Origin of the sequence: Nitratireductor mangrovi (assembly GCF_007922615.2) — a bacterium.
GTDB lineage: Bacteria > Pseudomonadota > Alphaproteobacteria > Rhizobiales > Rhizobiaceae > Mangrovimarina > Mangrovimarina mangrovi.
Genome location: NZ_CP042301.2, coordinates 3,964,730 through 3,984,237 on the forward strand (window position 1 = coordinate 3,964,730; position 19,508 = coordinate 3,984,237).

Below are 19,508 nucleotides of genomic sequence, written 5' to 3' on the forward strand. Positions count from 1 at the left end.
GGTCTCCGCACGAGCGCTTGACTCGTGCGGGAGGCTCGAGCCGTACACGCAGGACGTCAGTGCCCTGATCGATCCCAAGACAAGCATTGATCGGCCTGGGTCCGTCAAACATGCGGCATGCCCAGCGCGACCGAGAAACATCGGTATCCGAAAGGTCTAGACTAGGTCGTCAGGAACACCGTGCGCAGGCCTAAGGGGAAGGACAGGTGGCGGTGACGGCTTGCGAAGTGCACTGGTCGGGCAATGCGGTCATATACGCTGCGGACAGGCGTCGGACGCGGCGTCAAGGACGGTCACCGTGGCTTATGCTCGTTCTGCGATCATTCCGCCGTGCCTGAAACAACTACGGACGGCATGGGAACGTCCCAGGGTGCGTTTGGTCCATGATTCGCCATCACGATGTCAGCGACCGCAGAACGGATCGCTTTCTTGCTCGAGGCCGGTTGCGGACGTAGGAGCGAACCTCCCCGTACGGTTCCCTCAAGGAAGAAATCGAAGGGAGCGCCCGGATTGTCGATGTGCCAGCGGCTGTCGACCTCGCCCAAACTTACCTCCGTGAAGCCTGCCGCCTCCATCGCCGGAAATGCACGCGCCGGATCGGCATAATCGGTTGCGCCGGGTCCGGGCGGCAAGGTGATGTGCGGCGACCCGTGTCTGCCGATGGCCGTGAAAACGTAGGTGAAAGCCGAAAGTTCGGTGTCTTGCCAGACGGAGTAGGCGAAGCGGCCGCCGGGTTTCAAGACCCTGCGGGCCTCTGCCATCGCTGCCGGCGGATCTGGTACGTGCGGCATTCCGAAACCCATTGTCACTGCGTCGAAGGACGCATCTTCGAAGGGCATAGCCATAGCGTTGCCTTCGACAAAGGTCGCCTCTGGGACTTCATCGGAGGCAATGACCAGCATGGCGGGTGAAAAATCTAGCCCCGTTACCTCGGCGCCGGCTTCAACCAGGCCACGCGCGACGATGCCCTGACCGCAACACAGATCGAGCACCTTCATTCCACGCTTGGCCATCACATCGGAGACAAGGCGAGGAACCGCCATTTCGGATGCCCTTGCAAAATCTCTGGCATAGGCTTTGGCTGTTTCTTCCTCGGCCCATCCACGCCGTTCCAGCGCGGCAAAGTCTTCGTCTGAACCCATGATCCTGCCCTGCGACCGTCGTGGCGGTTTTCGCCAGCCCACCCACATTATGTCGGAAACGATGTCCTTTGAAGCCGAGGCCAGCGACGGGCACAGGCAGCCACGCCGCACGCCTACTGCATCAGCCGCGAGATCACCTGCGCCGTATAGTCGACCATCGGCACGATGCGCGCATAGTTGAGCCGGGTCGGACCGATCACGCCGAGCGCGCCGATCACCCGCGATTCCTGGTCGCGATAGGGCGCCACGATCAGCGATGAGCCCGACAGCGAAAAGAGCTTGTTTTCGGAACCGATGAAGATGCGCACGCCCGAGCCTTCCTCGGCAAGGTTCAGGAGTTGCACCAGCCCTTCCTTGGTCTCCAGATCGTCGAACAGATGTTTCAGGAGCTCGATGTCGGCCTCGGCTGTGAGGTTTTCCAGAAGATTGGCGCGCCCGCGCACGATCAGCCGCGCCGGCGCGCCGGCGTCCGCGCCGGCCCAGACCGCGAGGCCCTTTTCGACGAGATCCTGCGACAGCGTGTCGAGGGCCGCACGGGTCTCCTCCATCAGCCGTGCGATCTCCGCGCGCGCCTCGCCCAGCGTGCGGCCGCGGATATGCGCGTTGAGGAAGTTCGACGCCTCGTGAAGCTGCGCCGCCGTAACCCCGGCCGGCAGTTCGATGATGCGGTTTTCGACGTCTCCCGTCTGCGAAACCAGCACCGCCAGCGCCTTCTGCGGCTCCAGCTGGATGAACTCGATATGTTTCAGCCCGGTCTCGCTCTTGGCCGCCAGCACCAGCCCTGCGCCGCGCGACATGCCCGAGAGCATCTGGCTCGCCTCGGTCAGCATGTGCTCCAGCGAGGCGTCGCTGCCCGAGGCCTTGACCTGCGCCTCGATGACACGCCGGTCGTCTTCCGACAGGTCGCCGATCTCCATGAAGGCGTCGACGAAGAAGCGCAGGCCCTTCTGCGTTGGCAGCCGGCCCGCCGAGATGTGTGGCGAATAGATGAGCCCGAGATGCTCCAGATCGCTCATCACGTTGCGTACCGTCGCGGGTGACAGCGACGAGGGCAGCATGCGTGACAGATTGCGCGAGCCGACCGGGTCGCCGTCGCGCAGATAGGAATCGACGATGAGCCGGAAGATGTCGCGCGAGCGGCTGTCGAGCGCTTCAAGTGTCTGATCGAGCAGCGGTTTGGTCATGTTCTCAAGTGGTCTGCCATGACGATAGCCTGAGGCAATATATAGTCCTCCACAGGGCACCGGCAAAGCCCGCAATGCCGGCTTTTCCTTTGCGTCGCGCTGGCCGGACCGCTAAAAGCGCCTTCTCAAGCAAAGCCTGAACGGGAATCACATCATGCGCCCTTCCAGACGGAAGCCCGACGAGATGCGCGCCATCGGCTTCGAGCGCGGCGTCTCCAAACATGCCGAGGGCTCCTGCCTGGTCAAGTTCGGCGACACCCACATCCTGTGCACGGCCAGCCTCGAGGAGCGGGTGCCGCCATGGCTGCGCAATTCCGGCCGCGGCTGGGTGACGGCCGAATACGGCATGCTGCCGCGCTCGACCGGCGACCGCATGCGACGCGAGGCCAGCAGCGGCAAGCAGGGCGGCCGCACGCTCGAAATCCAGCGCCTGATCGGCCGCTCATTGCGCGCCGTCGTCGATCTCGAGGCGCTGGGCGAGGTCCAGATCACTGTCGATTGCGATGTGCTGCAGGCCGATGGCGGCACCCGCACCGCCTCGATCACCGGCGGCTTCATCGCGTTGCACGACTGCCTCGCCTGGATGGAGGTGCGCAGCATGACCTCGGTCTCCAAAGTGCTGAAGGACCATGTCGCGGCCATCTCCTGCGGCCTCCACGATGGTGAGCCGGTGCTCGATCTTGACTATCTGGAGGACTCGGCCGCCGGCACCGACGCCAACTTCGTCATGACCGGCAAGGGCGGCATCGTCGAGATCCAGGGCACGGCCGAGGGGGAGCCCTTCACCGACGAGCAGTTCTCCGAACTGATGAAGCTTGCCCGCAAGGGCATCGGCCGACTCGTCGAACTGCAGAAGATGGCGATCGGGTAGGGCCGATGGCCTCGGTGCTTGACCGTGCCGTTCAAACGCTTGCCGGGCATCGTGCTCGTCAGGTGGCGGATTTGCCGTCGCTGTCGAAGGCGCTCTCTGCCGGCCCCCGGCAGTTGGCGAAGTCCTTGCAGCCGTCCGATCTCCCCACCTGTGGGGGAGATGTCCGGCAGGACAGAGGGGGGCGCGACCGAGCGCCTCTCCTGCCTGCCCGGAGTGCGCCATGACCCCCGCCGCCATCCTCGAAGCCGCGCTCTATGTCGACGACCTCGACGCAGCCGAGGCCTTTTACGGCGAGACCCTGGGACTGACGCGCATCTCCGCAGTCGAGGGCCGCCACGTTTTTTTCCGCTGTGGGAGCGCCCTGGTGTTGCTCTTCGATGCCGAAGCGACCGAGGTACCGCCGGCGCAGGATGCCCGCCTGCCGGTGCCGCCGCACGGCGCGCGCGGGCCCGGCCATCTCTGCTTTGCCGCTTCCGGCGACGAAATCGTACGCTGGAAAGCCCGTCTTCAGAATGCCGGCGTGGCGATTGAGGCCGATTTCGAATGGCCGCAGGGTGGCCGCTCGATCTATTTCCGCGATCCCGCCGGCAATTCGCTCGAATTCGCCGAACCGAAAATCTGGGGCCTCTGATGCGCCGTCTCGATACGACAAGGATCGTGGTCGCCACCCACAACAAGGGCAAGCTGGCCGAGATTTCCGAGCTCATCGCGCCATACGGGCTGGAGGCGAAGTCGGCGGGTGACTACGGTCTTCCCGAGCCGCCCGAGGACGGCACCACCTTCGAGGAAAACGCCTACACCAAGGCCTTTGCGGCCGCCTTGGCCACCGGCCTGCCGGCACTTTCCGACGATTCGGGCCTGTGCGTCGACGCGCTTGGCGGCGAGCCCGGCGTCCACACCGCCGACTGGGCCGAGAAGCCCGACGGTTCCGGGCGCGACTTTCTGATGGCGATGCGGACGGTCGAGGACCGCCTTCAGGAGCAGGACGCAACCACGGCCGACAAGCGCGCCGGCCGCTTCGTTGCCGTGCTCTGCCTTGCCTGGCCGGACGGGCATGCCGAATATTTTCGCGGCGAGGTCGAAGGTACGCTTGTCTGGCCGCCGCGCGGCGACCGGGGCTTCGGCTACGATCCCGTCTTCAAGCCCGACGGCTACGATCAGACCTTCGGCGAGATGAGCGCCGGCGAAAAACACGCCTGGGAAGCCGGCCGCGGCGACCTTGGCCTGTCGCATCGCGCCCGCGCCTTCGCCAAATTCGCTACCGCGATGCTGGAACCGGCATGACCGACCCCGACCGCGCTCCCGGATTCGGGGTCTATGTGCATTGGCCGTTCTGCGCCGCCAAATGCCCCTATTGCGATTTCAACAGCCATGTCCGTCACCAGCCGGTCGACCAGGCGCATTTCGTGCGCGCTTTCGAAGCCGAGCTTTCCCATATGCGCGCCCGCACCGGCCCGCGCGAGGTCACCAGCGTCTTCATCGGCGGCGGCACGCCGTCGCTGATGCAGCCTGCGACCGTCGGCGCGATCCTCGACGCGATCGGGCGCTTGTGGACCGTCGCCGGTGATGCCGAGGTCACTCTCGAGGCCAACCCGTCCTCTGTCGAGGCCGAGCGTTTCCGCGGCTACCGCGCCGCAGGCGTCACCCGCGTCTCGCTCGGCGTGCAGGCGCTGAACGATGCCGACCTGAGGTTCCTCGGCCGGCTGCACGACGTCGCCGAGGCGCGCCGCGCCATCGAGATTGCCCGCGACACCTTCCCGCGCCTCTCCTTCGACCTGATCTATGCCCGCCCCGGCCAGACCCCGGAGGCGTGGGGCGCGGAACTGGAACAGGCGATCGCTCTCGCCGCCGATCACCTGTCGCTCTACCAGTTGACCATCGAGGAAGGCACGCCCTTCTTCGCGCTCCATGCCGCGCGAAAGTTCGCCGTGCCCGACGGCGAGCATGCCGCCGAACTCTACCGGATGACGCAGCAGGTCACCGCCGCGCGTGGCCTGCCCGCCTACGAGATTTCGAACCACGCCCGCCCCGGCGCGGAAAGCCGCCACAACCTCGTCTACTGGCGTTATGGCGAATATGTCGGCGTCGGCCCCGGCGCCCATGGCCGTTTTGTCGAGGACGGCCGACGCATCGTCACCATCACCGAGCGCCATCCAGAGACCTGGTGCGGCCTGGTCGAGGATCGTGGCCATGGTGTCGTCGACGGCGAAATCCTGACCCGCTCGCAGGAGGCCGACGAGTTCCTGCTCATGGGGCTGCGCCTTGCGGAGGGCATCGACCTTGCCCGCTACGAGGCACTGTCCGGCAAGCCGCTCGCCAATGACCGCATCGCGCTGCTGGCGGGCGAGGCGCTGCTGGCGCCGATCGGCAATTCGCGCCTGCGTGCCACCCCGGCTGGCATGATCGTGCTCGACGCCGTCGTCGCCGACCTGGCGCGCTGAGCGCGTCGCCAGCGTTGCGCTGCCGGCAACTTTGCAAGCCGGTGCGCACATGCGAAGACTCGGCGGTCGAAGCGGAACCGGAGCGGCATGGACGAGAGGCCCGGCAAGAAGCGCGGTTATGTGATCGGACAGGCCGAAATGACGGCGCGGCCGCTGGAGTCGGCGCTTTATCTGGTCGCAACCCCGATCGGCAATCTCGCCGACATCACGCTGCGTGCCCTCGAGGTTCTGGCCGGCGCCGACATCGTTGCTTGCGAGGATACGCGCGTCACCCGAATCCTGCTCGAACGCTACGGGATCAGGCGCCGGATGATGGCCTACCACGAGCACAACGCCGCCGAGGCCGGCCCGCGCCTGCTCGCGGCGCTCTCCGATGGTGGTTCGGTCGCGCTCGTTTCCGACGCCGGAACGCCGCTGGTCTCCGATCCCGGCTACCGGCTCGCCGTCGAGGCGATCGCAGACGGTCACCGGGTCGTACCGATCCCCGGCGCATCTTCCGTGCTGGCCGCGCTCGTCGCCTCCGGCCTGCCTTCGGACGCGTTCTTCTTTGCCGGCTTCCTTCCGGTGAAGGCCGGCCAGCGCCGCACCCGGCTGGAGGAAATCGCGCCCGTTCCCGGCACGCTCGTTTTTCTGGAATCGCCCCGCCGCCTCGCCGCCTCGCTCGCCGCCATGGCCGAGACGCTCGGCGGCGCGCGCCGCGCCGCCGTCTGCCGCGAACTCACCAAGGCCTTCGAGGAGACCCGCCGAGGTTCCCTCGCCGAACTTGCTGCGCATTATGATCAAGCCGGCGCGCCGAAGGGCGAGGTGGTGGTCTGCGTCGCTCCGCCCGAGGCTGGGGCACCACCGGTCGATGTCGACATTGACGCGTTGCTGTTGTCGCTGGTCGCCGAGATGCCGGCGGCGAAGGCGGCGGCCGAGGCCGCGCGCCAGACCGGGCTGGCGAGGCAGGAGCTTTACCGCCGCCTGGTCGCCCTCAAGGAAAGCAATCGTGGAAGCTGACGGCCCCGCGCGCCGGCAACGCGCCTACCGCAAGGGCCATTACGGCGAACGCCTTGCCGCGCTGGCGCTGCGCGCCAAGGGGTACCGCATCGTCGCACGCCGCTACCGCACCCGGCTCGGCGAGATCGACCTGATCGCGCGGCGCGGCGATCTCGTTGCCTTCGTCGAGGTCAAGGCGCGTCCGACGCTCGCCGCGGCGATGGAGGCGGTCGGGCCGCTCGCCGCGCGCCGCATCGAGGGTGCGGCCGACATGTGGCTGTCGCGCCAGCGCGACTACGCCCGCCTTTCCGTCCGCTTCGACCTCGTCGCCATCCTGCCCTGGCGCTGGCCGGTCCACGTCGAGAACGTCTTTTCCGGCCGCTTCTGAAGCAGCATCCGCGACACGGGGCATGCCTTCCCTTGCGTCAACAGCCTGTCGGGACCATTCTGCCGCTGATGCGGCAGGATCATTCCCTCAGGAGTAATCGAAATGTGCCATCACTGCGTCATCGACAGCGTCAAGGAGCGAATGCTCTCGCGCCGCGACTTCTTCAAGGGTTCGGCCGTCGCCGGCGCGGCCGCCGTAGCATCGGCCGCCGCGCCTGCGCCGCTTTTCGCCCAGAAGGCGATGCCGACCAGGGCCGAGGACCTGACCCACGAGCTCTACGAGGAGTTCCCGACCTTCTTCAATCAGCAGCAATTGTTCAAAGAGGTGCTCTTCAATTATGACGAGCACAAGTTCAACATAAACGAGTGGCGCTTCAACGAGCACACCGGTACGCACATGGACGCGCCTTTGCACTTTTCGGCCGACGGCAGGTCGGTTGCCGAAATCCCCGTCGACGATCTCGTCTGCCCGCTGGTCATCGTCGACATTCGCGAGAAGGCAGCCGAAAACGCCGACGCACAGGTCACGCCCGACGACATCTTGGCCTGGACGAGCGCCAATGGCGATATTCCCGAAGGCGCCTGCGTGGCGATGCTGTCCGGCTGGGGCGCGCATCTCGGCACTGACAAGTTTCGCAATCCGGATGCCGACGGCAAGATCATGCATTTCCCCGGCTTCCACATCGAGGCGGCTGAGATGCTGATGGAGGCGCCCTCGGTCAAGGGCATCGCCGTCGACACGCTGTCGCTCGACCATGGCCCTTCGCCGGATTTCGCCGTCCATTACGCCTGGCTGCCCTCGGGGCGCTGGGGGCTGGAATGTGTCGCCAACCTGGAAAGCCTGCCGGCCAGCGGCGCGACCCTAATCGTCGGCGCGCCCAAGCTGCGCGGCGGCACCGGCGGCCCGTCGCGGCTGTTCGCCATGGTCTGAGGCGGCGCGCGGCAGCTGTTTGGCCGGCGCTCTGTGCTAGCGCCGGCTGACCCGCATCGGCAGCCCGCCCTCGGGCTGTGTCGTCAGCTTCTGCACCGGCCACGGTTTCGTTTCGGCGACCGTGTCGAAGCGGTAGCGAGACAACAGCACGCCGAGCGCGATCACCGCCTCCTGCATGGCGAAGCTGGCACCGATGCACACCCGCGGCCCGGCGCCGAACGGCAGATACTGGAAGCGATCGATCCGGTCGCGGTTTTCCGGCAGGAAGCGCGCCGGCATGAAGGCTTCCGGGTTGTCCCAGAGCTTGCGGTGCCGGTGCACCGTCCAAGGCATCACCTGGATCTGCGCACCCTTGACGATGCGGAGGTCCTCGAACCTGTCCTCCTCCACCGCTTCGCGGCTGATCGAGGCCGCCGGCGGGTAGAGCCGCATCGCCTCCTCGAAGGCGGCGCGCGTCGCCGGCATCTTTTCCAGCCACTTCACCGGGTCCGGTTCGCCGGCCGTGACCGCGTCGATCTCGGCCTCGACCCTGTCGCGCTCCCATGGCGCCTCGGCCAGGCAGTAGAGCGTCCAGCCGAGCGCGCGCGCCGTCGTCTCGTGGCCGGCGCCGATGAAGGTGATGATGTTGTCCTTGATCTCGTCGGCGCCGAGCCCGTCCGGGCCCTCCGCCTTAAGGAGCAGCGTCAGGAAATCGTTGGGCACCCCGTCCGGGTCGGCCCGCAGCCGATCCTTGCGCATTGCCATTGTGTCGGCGACGATCTGACGGAAGAAGGCCATCGTCTTGCGCCCGCGCAGCCGCGTGATGCGTGGCAGCCAGTCCGGTGCGCCGAGCAGGTCGAGCGGGTCGACGCGGCCCATCGTCTCGAACAGATGGTCGACCTGCTTGGCGAAACTGCCGGCCTCGCCGGCGATCTCGCCTGAAAACAGCGTCTCGGCCAGGATATCGTAGGTGAGCATGGTCATGTCGCGGGCGACGTCGACCGTTGCGCCGTCTTCGTAGCGCTCGGCAAAAAGCCGCGACCGTTCCAGCATCGGCCCGGCAAAGCCGTGGATATGGCGCGGCGTGAACACCGGCGCCATCGCCTTGCGCGAGCGTTTCCAAACCTCGCCTTCGGCCGTCAGCAGCCCGTCGCGCAGGATCGGCCGCAGGATCTTCTGGCGCACCCGCGCCATCTTGTAGTTCTTCGCGTTGTCGACCAGCACCCGCTTGATCAGCCGCGGATCGTTGGCGATCACCAGCGGCCCGCCGATCCCGGTGGTGATCGATATCCATTTTTCGTTGTAGGAAGGCTCGCCCCACAGTTCGAGCGGGTTCCTGTAGACGATGCGGATCATCTGCAGCGTCGAGGGCGGCGAGCTGCGCGGCTTCGGCGCCGGCGGCACGAAGGGGGCGGGCGAGGTGTCCATGGTCGTCTTCCGGGCGGACGCAATCATCTGCCCGACAACTTAGGATCGCCGCAAAGTTTCGGCAAATTTTCGCTCACGCGGCAAGATGAGCGGGCCGCGTTGCGGAAGCCTCTGGAAAGGTCGCCGGCAGCAGCGGCAAAAGCCCGCGCCGATTTGGAATTTGGCCACGAAACCCCTATATCTCGGGCATCTTCCGGCGCGTGATTCGGGGTGAAGCGGGCGCGCCGTCCCAGCGGCAGAAAACAGCGGTAGTCCATGAGCGAATCGTCCGAGACACGGCCAGGCGCCGAGCCCGAATATGGCGCGGAATCGATCAAGGTCCTCAAGGGCCTCGATGCGGTCCGCAAGCGCCCGGGCATGTATATCGGCGACACCGATGACGGCTCCGGCCTGCACCACATGGTCTACGAGGTGGTCGACAACGCCATCGACGAGGCGCTGGCCGGCCATGCCGACCGGGTGACGGTGTCGCTCAACCCGGACGGCTCTGTCACCGTCACCGACAATGGCCGCGGCATCCCGACCGACATCCACCCCGGCGAGGGCGTTTCCGCCGCCGAGGTGATCATGACCCAGCTCCATGCCGGCGGCAAGTTCGACCAGAACTCCTACAAGGTCTCCGGCGGCCTGCACGGGGTCGGCGTCTCCGTCGTCAATGCGCTCTCGACATCGCTCAAGCTCACCATCCGCCGCGCCGGTAAGCTGCACGAGATGAGCTTCACCCATGGCGTCGCCGACGCGCCGCTCGCCGTCACCGGCGATGCCGGTTCCGACACCGGCACCGAGGTCACCTTCCTGCCCTCGCCCGAGACCTTCTCGAAGACCGAGTTCGACTTCGGCACGCTGGAGCACCGGCTGCGCGAGCTCGCCTTCCTCAATTCCGGCGTGCGCATCGTCCTGTCGGACCGCCGCCACGCCGACGTCGTCACTCACGAACTGCTCTACGACGGCGGGCTGGAGGAGTTCGTCCGCTATCTCGACCGCGCCCGCAAGTCGCTGATCCCGGTCCCGATCTCGATCCGCGCCGAGCGCGACGGCATCACCGTCGAGGTCGCCATGTGGTGGAACGATTCCTACCACGAGAACGTGCTCTGCTTCACCAACAACATCCCCCAGCGCGACGGCGGCACCCATCTCGCCGGCTTCCGCGCCGCGCTGACGCGCCAGGTCACCGGCTATGCCGAGAACGCCGGCATCGTGAAGAAGGAGAAGGTCTCGCTCACCGGCGACGATTGCCGCGAGGGGCTGACCGCGGTCCTCTCGGTAAAGGTTCCGGATCCGAAATTTTCCTCGCAGACCAAGGACAAGCTGGTCTCCTCAGAGGTCCGCCCGGTGGTCGAGGGCCTCGTCAACGAGGCGCTCAACACCTGGCTCGAAGAGCATCCGGGCGAGGCGAAAACCCTGGTCACCAAGGTTGTCGAGGCCGCCGCCGCCCGCGAGGCGGCCCGCAAGGCGCGTGAACTGACGCGGCGCAAGGGCGCGCTCGACATCACCTCGCTGCCCGGCAAGCTCGCCGACTGCCAGGAGCGCGATCCGGCCAAGTCGGAAATCTTCATCGTCGAGGGCGATTCGGCCGGCGGCTCGGCCAAGGGCGGCCGCTCGCGCCAGAACCAGGCGATCCTGCCGCTGCGCGGCAAGATCCTCAATGTCGAGCGCGCCCGCTTCGACCGCATGCTGTCGTCCGACATGATCGGCACGCTGATCACCGCGCTCGGCACCGGCATCGGCAAGGACGAGTTCAACCCCGAGAAGCTGCGCTACCACAAGATCATCATCATGACCGACGCCGACGTCGACGGCGCCCACATCCGCACCCTGCTCTTGACCTTCTTCTTCCGCCAGATGCCGGAGCTGATCGAGCGCGGCCACCTCTATATCGCGCAGCCGCCGCTCTACAAGGTGACGCGCGGCAAGAGCACCCAATACATCAAGGACGAGCAGGCCTTCGAGGAATATCTGATCGCCGGCGGCCTCGAGGAGACCGCGCTCGAGCTCGCCAGCGGCGAGGTCCGCGCCGGGCAGGATCTGCGCGCCGCGATAGACGACGCGCTCGCCGTGCGTTCGCTCATCAACGGGCTCCACACCCGCTACGACCGCGCCGTGGTCGAGCAGGCGGCGATCGCCGGCGCGCTCACGCCGGAGGTCTTCATCGACCTCGGCCGCGCCAACCAGATGGCGCAGACGATCGCCGAGCGCCTCGACATGATCTCGGAGGACACCGAGCGCGGCTGGGAAGGCCGCACCGCGACCTCCAACGAGGGCAGCGGTGGTTTCATCTTCGAGCGCACCGTGCGCGGCGTGAAGGACGCCGTCCATCTCGACATGGCGCTGATCGGCTCCGCCGACGCGCGCGCGCTGCACCGCTATGCCGGCCGCCTCGACGAGGTCTACCGCACCCAGCCGGTGCTGCGCCGCAAGGAGTTTTCGGAGGCGATGTCAGGCCCGATCAGGCTGCTCGACGCGGTCTTCGCTGCCGGGCGCAAGGGCATCACCATGCAGCGTTACAAGGGCCTTGGCGAGATGAACGCCGAGCAGCTCTGGGAAACCACGCTCGATCCCGAGGCGCGCTCGCTGCTGCAGGTCAAGGTCGCCGACGCCACCGACGCCGACGCGCTGTTTGCCCGCCTGATGGGCGACGAGGTCGAGCCGCGCCGCGAATTCATCCAGGACAACGCGCTGTCGGTCGCCAATCTGGATATCTGAGGGCGGGCGCCCGCCCGCATGATGCGCCGTCGATCTGCCAGTTGCGATCTTGCTGTTGCCAAGGGGCAAGCGTTGCCGGCAAGGCGATGCTGTCATTTATGACGAGCGTGAGATCATTCGGCGGCTTCTAGCGTCCCCAGACCTTCGAGCCTGCCGCGCAGGATACCAAGTATGGACGCATCGGACGGCGCGAGTATGCCGCTCTCCTGCATCTTCAGTATGATGTTGAGCGCCTTTTGATAGTTCTCACGCGGTTCGCTGCCCGCTTCGGCCATCTGGAAATACACAACCACCAGGTCGCGCAGCCATTCCGAATTGCCCGGATCCGCGGCGGCGAGCCGTTCGGCGATGGCAAGACCGGCCTCATAGGCGGTAAGCGCCCCGGCGAGGTCGCCCTGAGCTTTGCGCACGTCGCCGATCTTGCCGTGGCTGATCGCCAGACCGCGCTGCCAGCCGACATGGTCCGGATTGGAGGTCGCCAGCCGCTCGGCAATTACGTGGCCATCACCGTAAGCGACCGCTGCATCAGCAAGTTCGGCCCGAGCCGTCCGCACGTCGCCAACCGTCGTGTAAGCCGCCAACAGATCGTGCTGTAACCGAGCATTGCCAGGATCAGACGCCGCGAGCCGCTCGGCTATCGCGACGCTGAAAATATTGTACCTTAGGGCATCTTCCAGATCGCCAAGCCTCGACTTAACTCTAGCGATATTGCCATAGACGACCGAGCGGTTACGCTGCATTGTGGGGTCGTCCCACTCGTCTCCGGCGTTCTCATAGATGAACACCGATATTGCCATGTAAGATTTGAGAGCGCCGGGCAGGTCGCCTTGCGCCAGCTCCAAATTGGCGATCCGTTGGTATGCAGCTATCAAATCGTGCAGTACGCCCCTGTTTTCCGGGTGCTCAACCATCAGCTTTTTGCTGATCGCCAGAGTTTCATTGAATGATATTTTGGCGGCGGCCCGTTTGCCGAGCAAAACCTGTACATCCCCCTTGCTAAGGTGAAACGCCGAAAGTGTTTGTTGCCGAGTTAGGTTTTGGGGCTCGGAAGCTGCAAGCCTTTTGGCGATTTGCAGACCTTGCTCGAAGGTAGACAATGCTGCGTCCAGATCGCCTAAGGCAAGTTGAATATTGCCCAGTCTGTCATAGGCGGCTGACAGATTTTGCTGCCACACGACGTCGGTCGGATCGGAACTTGCGAGCTCTCTGACCCTTTCGTGCAGAACGCCAAACGTCTCGAATGCGGCGGGAGCGTTGCCGGTAGTCTCGAGTGTTTCTCCAAGTGACCACAGCACGCGCAGATACTGGAAGTGATCATGCTCGGAAAAGGTTTGCTCCCCGTCGACTTCCGCGTAGAGCGCCGCCGCCTTTTCGTAGTCGGCGATGGCGAGCTGGTATTTCAGTTCCGCCGCCGCCGCGCCGCCGTTCAGGTAGTGGGTCGCCGCTTCCGACAGGGTCCGTTCGACATAGTTCGCCTTCAGCGTCTCGCGCGAGGTCGCGTCGATGTTTGCCGCCTCGCTCAGCTTCGCCCGCGCGCCGTCGAACGCGCCGAGCGCCAGTTGCTCTTCCGCCGCGCGGCGCAGCGCGGTCACGCGTTCGTCGCCGGAACGCAGCGTGCGAAGCTCGTCGCGCACCCTGGTGAACGAAGCGGCCGCCTCGCGCAGCTTCTCGGTCCGCTCCTCCCGGTTGAGGCCGGCGACATCGCCGCCGATCAGCGCGCCATAAAGCGGCGCCAGCGGCATGCCGGCGTCCGCTGCGATGCGCTCCACGTCTTCCCGCATCTGCGGGCTGAGATCGGCCATGGCAAGCAGCAGCCGCTCCCGCTCGGGCAGGTCGCCGGAGGCCTCCGAGGCGAAGAACAGCGCCGGCAGGCCGCTTTCCACATAGGGCAGTTGCGCGCCGCGCGAGCGGTCGTAGACCTCCTGCTGCACCAGCGTCAGCACCGAGCGGATCTCCAGCCCCTCGGTCCCGAGATATTTGGCCAGCGCCGTGGTGAAGGGGGAATTGTCTCCCTCGCCGTCGGCCGCCGTCTCGCCCGGCGCGGCGGAAAAGGCAAACAGCGTGTTCTCGGCGCGGCCGAGCCGGCCCAATCCGGGCTTGACCGTCGCCGGCAGCCTCAGCGCCTTCGCGCCGCGCCCTTGCGGGTCGGGGGATGCCCCGAAAGGATCGTTGCGGCAGGCGTCGAGCACGATCAGCGCGATGTCCGCCACCTCGGCCGCCGTCCGGCGCAGTTCCTCCAGCGGCAGCGAGCTGGCCTCCAGCGCCTCCAGCGAGGAGGCGTCGGCATCGGTCGGCAGCAAACGGTTCTCGCCGGCGACCTCGACGCCGTGGCCGGCGAAGAAGATCAGGGCGACGTCGGCGCCGGCCGCATCCTCGGCGAAATCCTCCAGGGCCCGGCGCATGCGGCGCAAGTCGCGGTTTGCCTCGGAAAACACCTCGAAGCCGAGCGCGTCGAGCGCCTCCTCGACCGCGCGGGCGTCGTTGACGGCATTGGCGAGCGGGCGGATCGCCTCGTAGCGGTCGGCGCCGAAGACAAGCGCCACGCGCCGTTCCGCGAAAGCCGCGCTTGCCGTGACGACAACAAATATCGCCGCAAAGACGATCCGCACCGGCAATCTCCCAAGCCCAGGGGTCGGTAAGCATACTCAAACAGCAATATGGCGCAGGCAAGGATGATCTTGCAGGGGCGGGTCGCGCTTCCGGACATACTCCTAGCCAGGTCAATTAGTTGTCCTGCGCGAGCAGCGCCCTTTCGAGCAAAAGTTCGGGCCGGGCGCTGGCTTTAGGCCGTCGCGAAGGCGTCGGGGCGGCTGGCCTCTCTGCCTGTGGACAGGCCCAGCGGAGGATATCGCACGCTCAGGTTGCCATGGTCGTGCTAACGGTGAGCCAGAACTGCAAATTCTGTCTCATGCGCCAACAAGACGCCTGTCGCGTCAGTTATCGGGTGAAGCGAGCGCCTTTTTTCGCTGCAACGACACCACAGATCAGTGTTGGTTCGAGCCGGAGGCCGGACGCCACGACCATTTTTCGCGAGCTGACGTTGGTAGCCGATACGAGCTCGTATATGTGGGTTGCGTCGAGGTCGCGAAAGGCACTCACAATCATCCGGGCGTTGATGTAGCTGCCAAGCCCGCTTCCCCTTTTCGACTCCAATACGGCGACGAGTCCTCCCCAAGCATATCGGTGATAGGGGCTGTGGGCATTGTGAGGCAGGTAGCAATGTGCGGCTGCCACTATCTCCCCGTGCCTATCACCTATGACCGTGGTCGTCGCCGGACCAAGGGCTCCGACGAGTAGTGAGCCAGAGAACGGTACTACCCCCGCCGCGTTCATCAGCACCTGAATCTTCGTGACGTATTCGCTTTTCGGATCGGTCGGCCGGTCCAGTTCGGCCAACCCGTCTGGTAGCCCACGAGCTAGGATTGCTTCCGCAGCGGCGAGCGCAGCGGCGCGCGGGGCGAGGAAAACATCCCACGCATCGAACCGATAATCCTGTCCCAGAAGCCGAGCCCTGATCTGGTCAGCCGCCTCGGGGGAGAGAAGGCGGAACCCGCAGATGCCGTCGCGATCAAGAAATTCGGTAATCCGATCCCAACCCAGTTTATCGGGGTCATCACAACCCATCGTGCGGCCCGTTTGGCATGCGCCGGGTGTATTGGTGATTAGATCGGCGTTCGCCTCAGCCTGCCTTTGCAAGCGCTGTTGCTCCTCCGAACCGAAGTAACCTGACATAGCATGCTCTCCCTGGGAGAAGACCTTATCGATTTCGAGAAACATCGCCAACGGAGGCATGGGCGCTGATTGGCCGACGGCCTGTCATCCAGGCTTCTTGATCTGCCAGACCTGCTCCACCGGATAGTTTCTGGCCCAGTCGGCGGGGATCGCCGCGCGCGTCCCCGAGGCCCCCTCGGGCGCGAAGACTTCCTGGTACCCGGCAACATCGAAGCCGATGGCTGCGAACAATTCCATCCAGGACGAAATCGTCAGGTTGAAGCAGACGCCGCTCGGCTCGAATTCGACCTCGGTCCAGTCGGCGCCCCACATGCCGCGATAGGGCCGGTGCAGCGTCCGGTCGCAGGGCGACCCGTCGAGCGGCGAGCAGATCAGGGAAAGCGGATGGTTGCCGAGGAAGACCAGCCGCCCGCCCGGCCGCAGCAGGCGCCATGCTTCCCGCAGCCATTTCTCCGGCACACACCAGATCGACGCGCCATATTCCGAGATCGCGAAGTCGAACGCGGCGTCGGGCAGGCCGGTGGTTTCGGCGTTGCCCTCGATGAAGGTGATGTCCGCACCGTGTTCGGCGGCGAGGCGGCGTGCGGTGGCCAGTTGTTCGGTGGAGATGTCGATCGCGGTGACGCTTGCCCCGCGCCGGGCCATCCAGCCGGAGACGTAGCCCGTGCCGCATCCGAGTTCGATGGCCTTGATGCCCGTCATGTCGGGCGGAAGCAGGCTCAGGCCCTCGTCCGGGTTGCCCCAGTTGCCCCATTCCGGGCTGTCGAGGCTCCAGAGACGTTCGCCGACCGCAACCCAGTTGGCCGCGTCGGCATCCCACAGATCCCGGTTGATTAAGAGATGGTCGCGCGCCATAGCCCGGTCCCCGTTGTTCGCGGGCTTGCTTAGCACACTCCCCCGTCGCACAAACCTTGGGGGCGTCTTCCTGCCTGCAAGACTTTCCGGGACTGTCTCGCCGCGCGCCTCAGGCGAGCCGGTAGCGGTGCACGTCCTCGCTCGCTTCGTCGCGCACCAGTTCGCCCTGCCACAGCATGCGGTTGACGTGCGCGTGCACCTCGCTGAAGGCGAAGCTGGTCTGGTGCGGGTCGAGCTTGCGCGGAAACACGAACGGCAGCAGCCCGGCGACCGAGCGCGCCTGCTCGCGGCACGCGTCGGCGATGATCGCGCAGCGCTCGTCATGGTGTTCGGCGAGTTCCCGGCAGCGCGTGTGCAGGCCGCGGAACGGCAGCTGGTGGCCCGGCAACACCAGCGCGTCGGCCGGGATGTCGGCCTCCAGCGCCTTCAGCGAGCGCAGATAGAGCCCCAGCGGGTCGCCCTCCGGCTCCACTGCCCAGACGCTGATATTGGGCGTGATCTTGGCCAGCACCTGGTCGGCGGCCAGCAGCACGTTGCCGTCGCGCCAGTAAAACATCAGCTGTTCCGGCGCGTGGCCGTTGCCCGACAGCACCTCGAAATCGCGCCCGCCCAGCGTCAGCCGGTCGCCGGCGACCAGCCGCCGGAAGGTCGGCGGCAGCGGCGTCACCATGCGCAGATAGTTGTGGCCCTGCGTGCTGACCAGTTGCGCCATCTCCTCCGGCATGCCGTGCCGGCGGTAGAAATCGTGATAGGGCTTGGCCTCCAGCGCGCCCGGGCTGAGCGAGATGTTGAGGCAGCCGAGATAGGCCGAATGGCTGGTGAGCAACGGCAGGTCGAAGGTTTCGCACAGCCAGCCGGCGAGCCCGATATGGTCGGGATGGTAGTGGCTGACGATCAGCCGGCTGAGCCTGCGCCCGGCCAGCGGCCCGTCGGCGAGCGCCTGCCAGATCGCCCGCGTCGGATCATTGGCGATGCCGGTGTCGAGCACCGCCCAGCCGTCGCCATCCTCGATCAGGAAGATGTTGACGTGGTCGAGCCGGAACGGCAGCGGGATGCGTGCCCACAAGATGCCCGGCGCCACCTCGGTCACCGCGCCCGGCGCCGGCGGCTCGGGGAAGGGATAGATCAGGCTGTCCTGGTGGGTGGTTGCGGCCAAGTCCGGGTCTCCGATTGACGGTCCGGCCTAGCCCACATGTCGTTCTTTCACAAGCCGGCGTCGTTGGCCTGCGCGCCCGGGCGCGGGCGCGCGCTAGCTTCTCTCCGGCCGCTGGGCCAACCGATTTTGTGCGTTCCGGCGGCCGCGGTCGCCGCGGCGGCTTCCGCCGGCCTTGGTGATCGCCTATGTGCAGGGGATCGCGATCGGATTCGTTCTCGGGGAGTGTTTCATGCTGCGCAGGACCGACTTTTACATCGACGGCAGATGGGTGGCGCCGGCGGCGCCGAACGAGCTCGAGGTCGTCAATCCGGCCAACGAGCAGCCTTTCGCCGTCATCTCGCTGGGCGGCAAGGCCGATGTCGACACGGCGGTCGCCGCGGCCCGCCGTGCCTTCGCGGCCTGGAGCGTTTCGCCGAAGGAGGAGCGCATCGCTGCCCTCGAACGGCTGGCCGAGGCCTACAAGGCGCGCATGGCCGACATGGCGAAAGCGATCTCCGACGAGATGGGCGCGCCGATCAGGCTCGCCACCGAATCGCAGGCCGCAGCCGGGCTCGGGCACATCAAGACCTTCATCCGCACGCTGAAGGAGTTCCAGTTCGAGCACATCCTCAACGAGCGCAGCCCGCGCGACATGATCATGCACGAACCCGTCGGGGTCTGCGGGCTGATCACGCCGTGGAACTGGCCGATGAACCAGGTGACGCTCAAGGTGGTGCCGGCGATTGCCGCCGGCTGCACCGTGATCCTCAAGCCATCCGAGATCGCGCCGATCTCGTCGATCGTCTTCACCGAGATCATGGACGCCGCCGGCTTCCCGGCCGGCGTCTACAACATGGTCAACGGCGACGGCCCCGGCGTCGGCGAGGCGATGTCGCGCCACCCGGGCATCGACATGATGTCGTTCACCGGCTCGACCCGGGCCGGCGTGGCGGTCAGCAAGGCCGCCGCCGACACCGTCAAGCGCGTCACGCTGGAACTCGGCGGCAAGTCACCCAACATCGTCTTTGCCGATTCGGACCTGCCCGACGCGGTCAGGCGCGGCGCCGCGCACTGCTTCGAAAACACCGGCCAGTCCTGCAACGCGCCGACCCGCATGCTGGTCGAGCGCTCCGTCTATGACGAGGCGGTCGGCATCGCCGCCGATTTCGCGCGTGGCCAGAAGGTCGGCAATCCGGCCGAGGACGGCGACCATATCGGCCCGCTTTCCTCACAGGTGCAGTTCGACAAGGTGCAGGCGCTGATCGAGGCCGGCATCAAGGAAGGCGCGCGCCTGGTCGAGGGCGGCCTCGGGCGGCCGGAAGGTTTCAACCGTGGCTATTACGTGCGCCCGACCGTCTTTGCCGACGTCAGCAACGAGATGAGGATCGCGCGCGAGGAGATTTTCGGGCCCGTGCTGGCGATGATTCCGTTCGACGGCGAGGACGAGGCGGTCGAGATCGCCAACGACACGCCCTACGGGCTGGCGAGCTACGTGCAGTCCGGCGATGTCGAGAGGCTGCGCCGCGTCACCCGCCGGCTGCGCGCCGGCATGGTGCATCTCAACGGTGCCTGGCGCTCGGCGGGCGCGCCGTTCGGCGGCTATAAGCAGTCCGGCCTTGGCCGCGAGGGCGGGCGCTGGGGCCTGGAGGATTTTCTCGAGGTCAAGTCGGTCGCCGGCTGGGAGTAGGGGTGCCGGAGTCCGGCACCGGAGCCGGGCGTCGGAGTTCGTTCCGGCGCCTCGA

The 19,508-nt window shown here is 66.3% G+C and carries 16 protein-coding genes; 9 read left to right on the forward strand and 7 right to left on the reverse strand.

The genetic code is table 11. From position 1 onward, the window contains the following. Window positions 1-320: 320 nt before the first annotated feature. Together FQ775_RS19460 and hrcA are read right to left on the reverse strand one after the other, a co-directional pair. Window positions 321-1,142, reverse strand: coding sequence for a methyltransferase domain-containing protein (locus FQ775_RS19460; protein ID WP_146298817.1), 822 nt, complete (start codon window positions 1,140-1,142; stop codon window positions 321-323). Between the two features lie 113 nt (window positions 1,143-1,255). Beyond that, a complete protein-coding gene (gene hrcA, locus FQ775_RS19465) occupies window positions 1,256-2,326 on the reverse strand; it encodes a heat-inducible transcriptional repressor HrcA (RefSeq protein WP_146298816.1) in 1,071 nt (356 codons plus the stop codon). A 154-nt stretch (window positions 2,327-2,480) separates the two neighbouring features. Between hrcA and rph the strand changes: the two genes are divergently transcribed. The 7 genes from rph (at window position 2,481) to FQ775_RS19500 (ending at window position 7,934) form a co-directional block, all read left to right on the forward strand. Then, the gene (rph, locus tag FQ775_RS19470) at window positions 2,481-3,197 is read left to right on the forward strand and encodes a ribonuclease PH (RefSeq protein ID WP_146298815.1); all 717 of its coding nucleotides are present in this window, start codon (window positions 2,481-2,483) and stop codon (window positions 3,195-3,197) included. 220 nt (window positions 3,198-3,417) lie between these two features. Further along, window positions 3,418-3,828, forward strand: coding sequence for a VOC family protein (locus FQ775_RS19475; protein WP_146298814.1), 411 nt, complete (start codon window positions 3,418-3,420; stop codon window positions 3,826-3,828). Beyond that, entirely contained in the window at window positions 3,828-4,481 is a 654-nt protein-coding gene (locus tag FQ775_RS19480) for a non-canonical purine NTP pyrophosphatase (protein ID WP_146298813.1), read from the forward strand. The genes FQ775_RS19475 and FQ775_RS19480 overlap by 1 nt, the downstream gene beginning before the upstream one ends. Then, window positions 4,478-5,638, forward strand: a complete 1,161-nt coding sequence (hemW, locus tag FQ775_RS19485) for a radical SAM family heme chaperone HemW (protein WP_146298812.1) — start codon at window positions 4,478-4,480, stop codon at window positions 5,636-5,638. The genes FQ775_RS19480 and hemW overlap by 4 nt, the downstream gene beginning before the upstream one ends. Window positions 5,639-5,725: 87 nt before the next feature. Further along, on the forward strand, window positions 5,726-6,637 hold the full coding sequence (gene rsmI, locus FQ775_RS19490) for a 16S rRNA (cytidine(1402)-2'-O)-methyltransferase (protein WP_146298811.1): 912 nt from the start codon (window positions 5,726-5,728) through the stop codon (window positions 6,635-6,637). Then, complete coding sequence (locus FQ775_RS19495; protein WP_146298810.1) at window positions 6,627-7,004, forward strand: YraN family protein; 378 nt, start codon at window positions 6,627-6,629, stop codon at window positions 7,002-7,004. The genes rsmI and FQ775_RS19495 overlap by 11 nt, the downstream gene beginning before the upstream one ends. A gap of 102 nt (window positions 7,005-7,106) precedes the next feature. Next, entirely contained in the window at window positions 7,107-7,934 is an 828-nt protein-coding gene (locus tag FQ775_RS19500; protein WP_146298809.1) for a cyclase family protein, read from the forward strand. 36 nt (window positions 7,935-7,970) lie between these two features. On the opposite strand, the gene FQ775_RS19505 is transcribed toward FQ775_RS19500, so the two are convergent. Then, complete coding sequence (locus tag FQ775_RS19505; protein WP_146298808.1) at window positions 7,971-9,341, reverse strand: cytochrome P450; 1,371 nt, start codon at window positions 9,339-9,341, stop codon at window positions 7,971-7,973. A gap of 255 nt (window positions 9,342-9,596) precedes the next feature. Between FQ775_RS19505 and gyrB the strand changes: the two genes are divergently transcribed. After that, window positions 9,597-12,044 (forward strand): DNA topoisomerase (ATP-hydrolyzing) subunit B, encoded by a 2,448-nt coding sequence (gene gyrB / locus FQ775_RS19510; RefSeq protein ID WP_146298807.1) that lies wholly within the window; start codon window positions 9,597-9,599, stop codon window positions 12,042-12,044. A gap of 113 nt (window positions 12,045-12,157) precedes the next feature. Here gyrB and FQ775_RS19515 read toward each other — a convergent pair whose 3' ends face one another. From FQ775_RS19515 to FQ775_RS19530, 4 genes are all read right to left on the reverse strand, one after another. Then, the gene (locus FQ775_RS19515) at window positions 12,158-14,653 is read right to left on the reverse strand and encodes a caspase family protein (protein ID WP_146298806.1); all 2,496 of its coding nucleotides are present in this window, start codon (window positions 14,651-14,653) and stop codon (window positions 12,158-12,160) included. A gap of 328 nt (window positions 14,654-14,981) precedes the next feature. Next, on the reverse strand, window positions 14,982-15,776 hold the full coding sequence (locus FQ775_RS19520) for a GNAT family N-acetyltransferase (RefSeq protein ID WP_146298805.1): 795 nt from the start codon (window positions 15,774-15,776) through the stop codon (window positions 14,982-14,984). Between the two features lie 84 nt (window positions 15,777-15,860). Next, on the reverse strand, window positions 15,861-16,631 hold the full coding sequence (locus tag FQ775_RS19525; protein WP_146298804.1) for a class I SAM-dependent methyltransferase: 771 nt from the start codon (window positions 16,629-16,631) through the stop codon (window positions 15,861-15,863). A gap of 109 nt (window positions 16,632-16,740) precedes the next feature. After that, window positions 16,741-17,787: an MBL fold metallo-hydrolase gene (locus tag FQ775_RS19530; protein ID WP_206064782.1), complete on the reverse strand. Its 1,047-nt coding sequence runs from the start codon at window positions 17,785-17,787 to the stop codon at window positions 16,741-16,743. A 229-nt stretch (window positions 17,788-18,016) separates the two neighbouring features. Here FQ775_RS19530 and FQ775_RS19535 point away from each other — a divergent pair, with 229 nt between their 5' ends. Next, complete coding sequence (locus FQ775_RS19535; protein ID WP_146298803.1) at window positions 18,017-19,453, forward strand: aldehyde dehydrogenase family protein; 1,437 nt, start codon at window positions 18,017-18,019, stop codon at window positions 19,451-19,453. The last annotated feature ends 55 nt before the right edge of the window (window positions 19,454-19,508 follow it).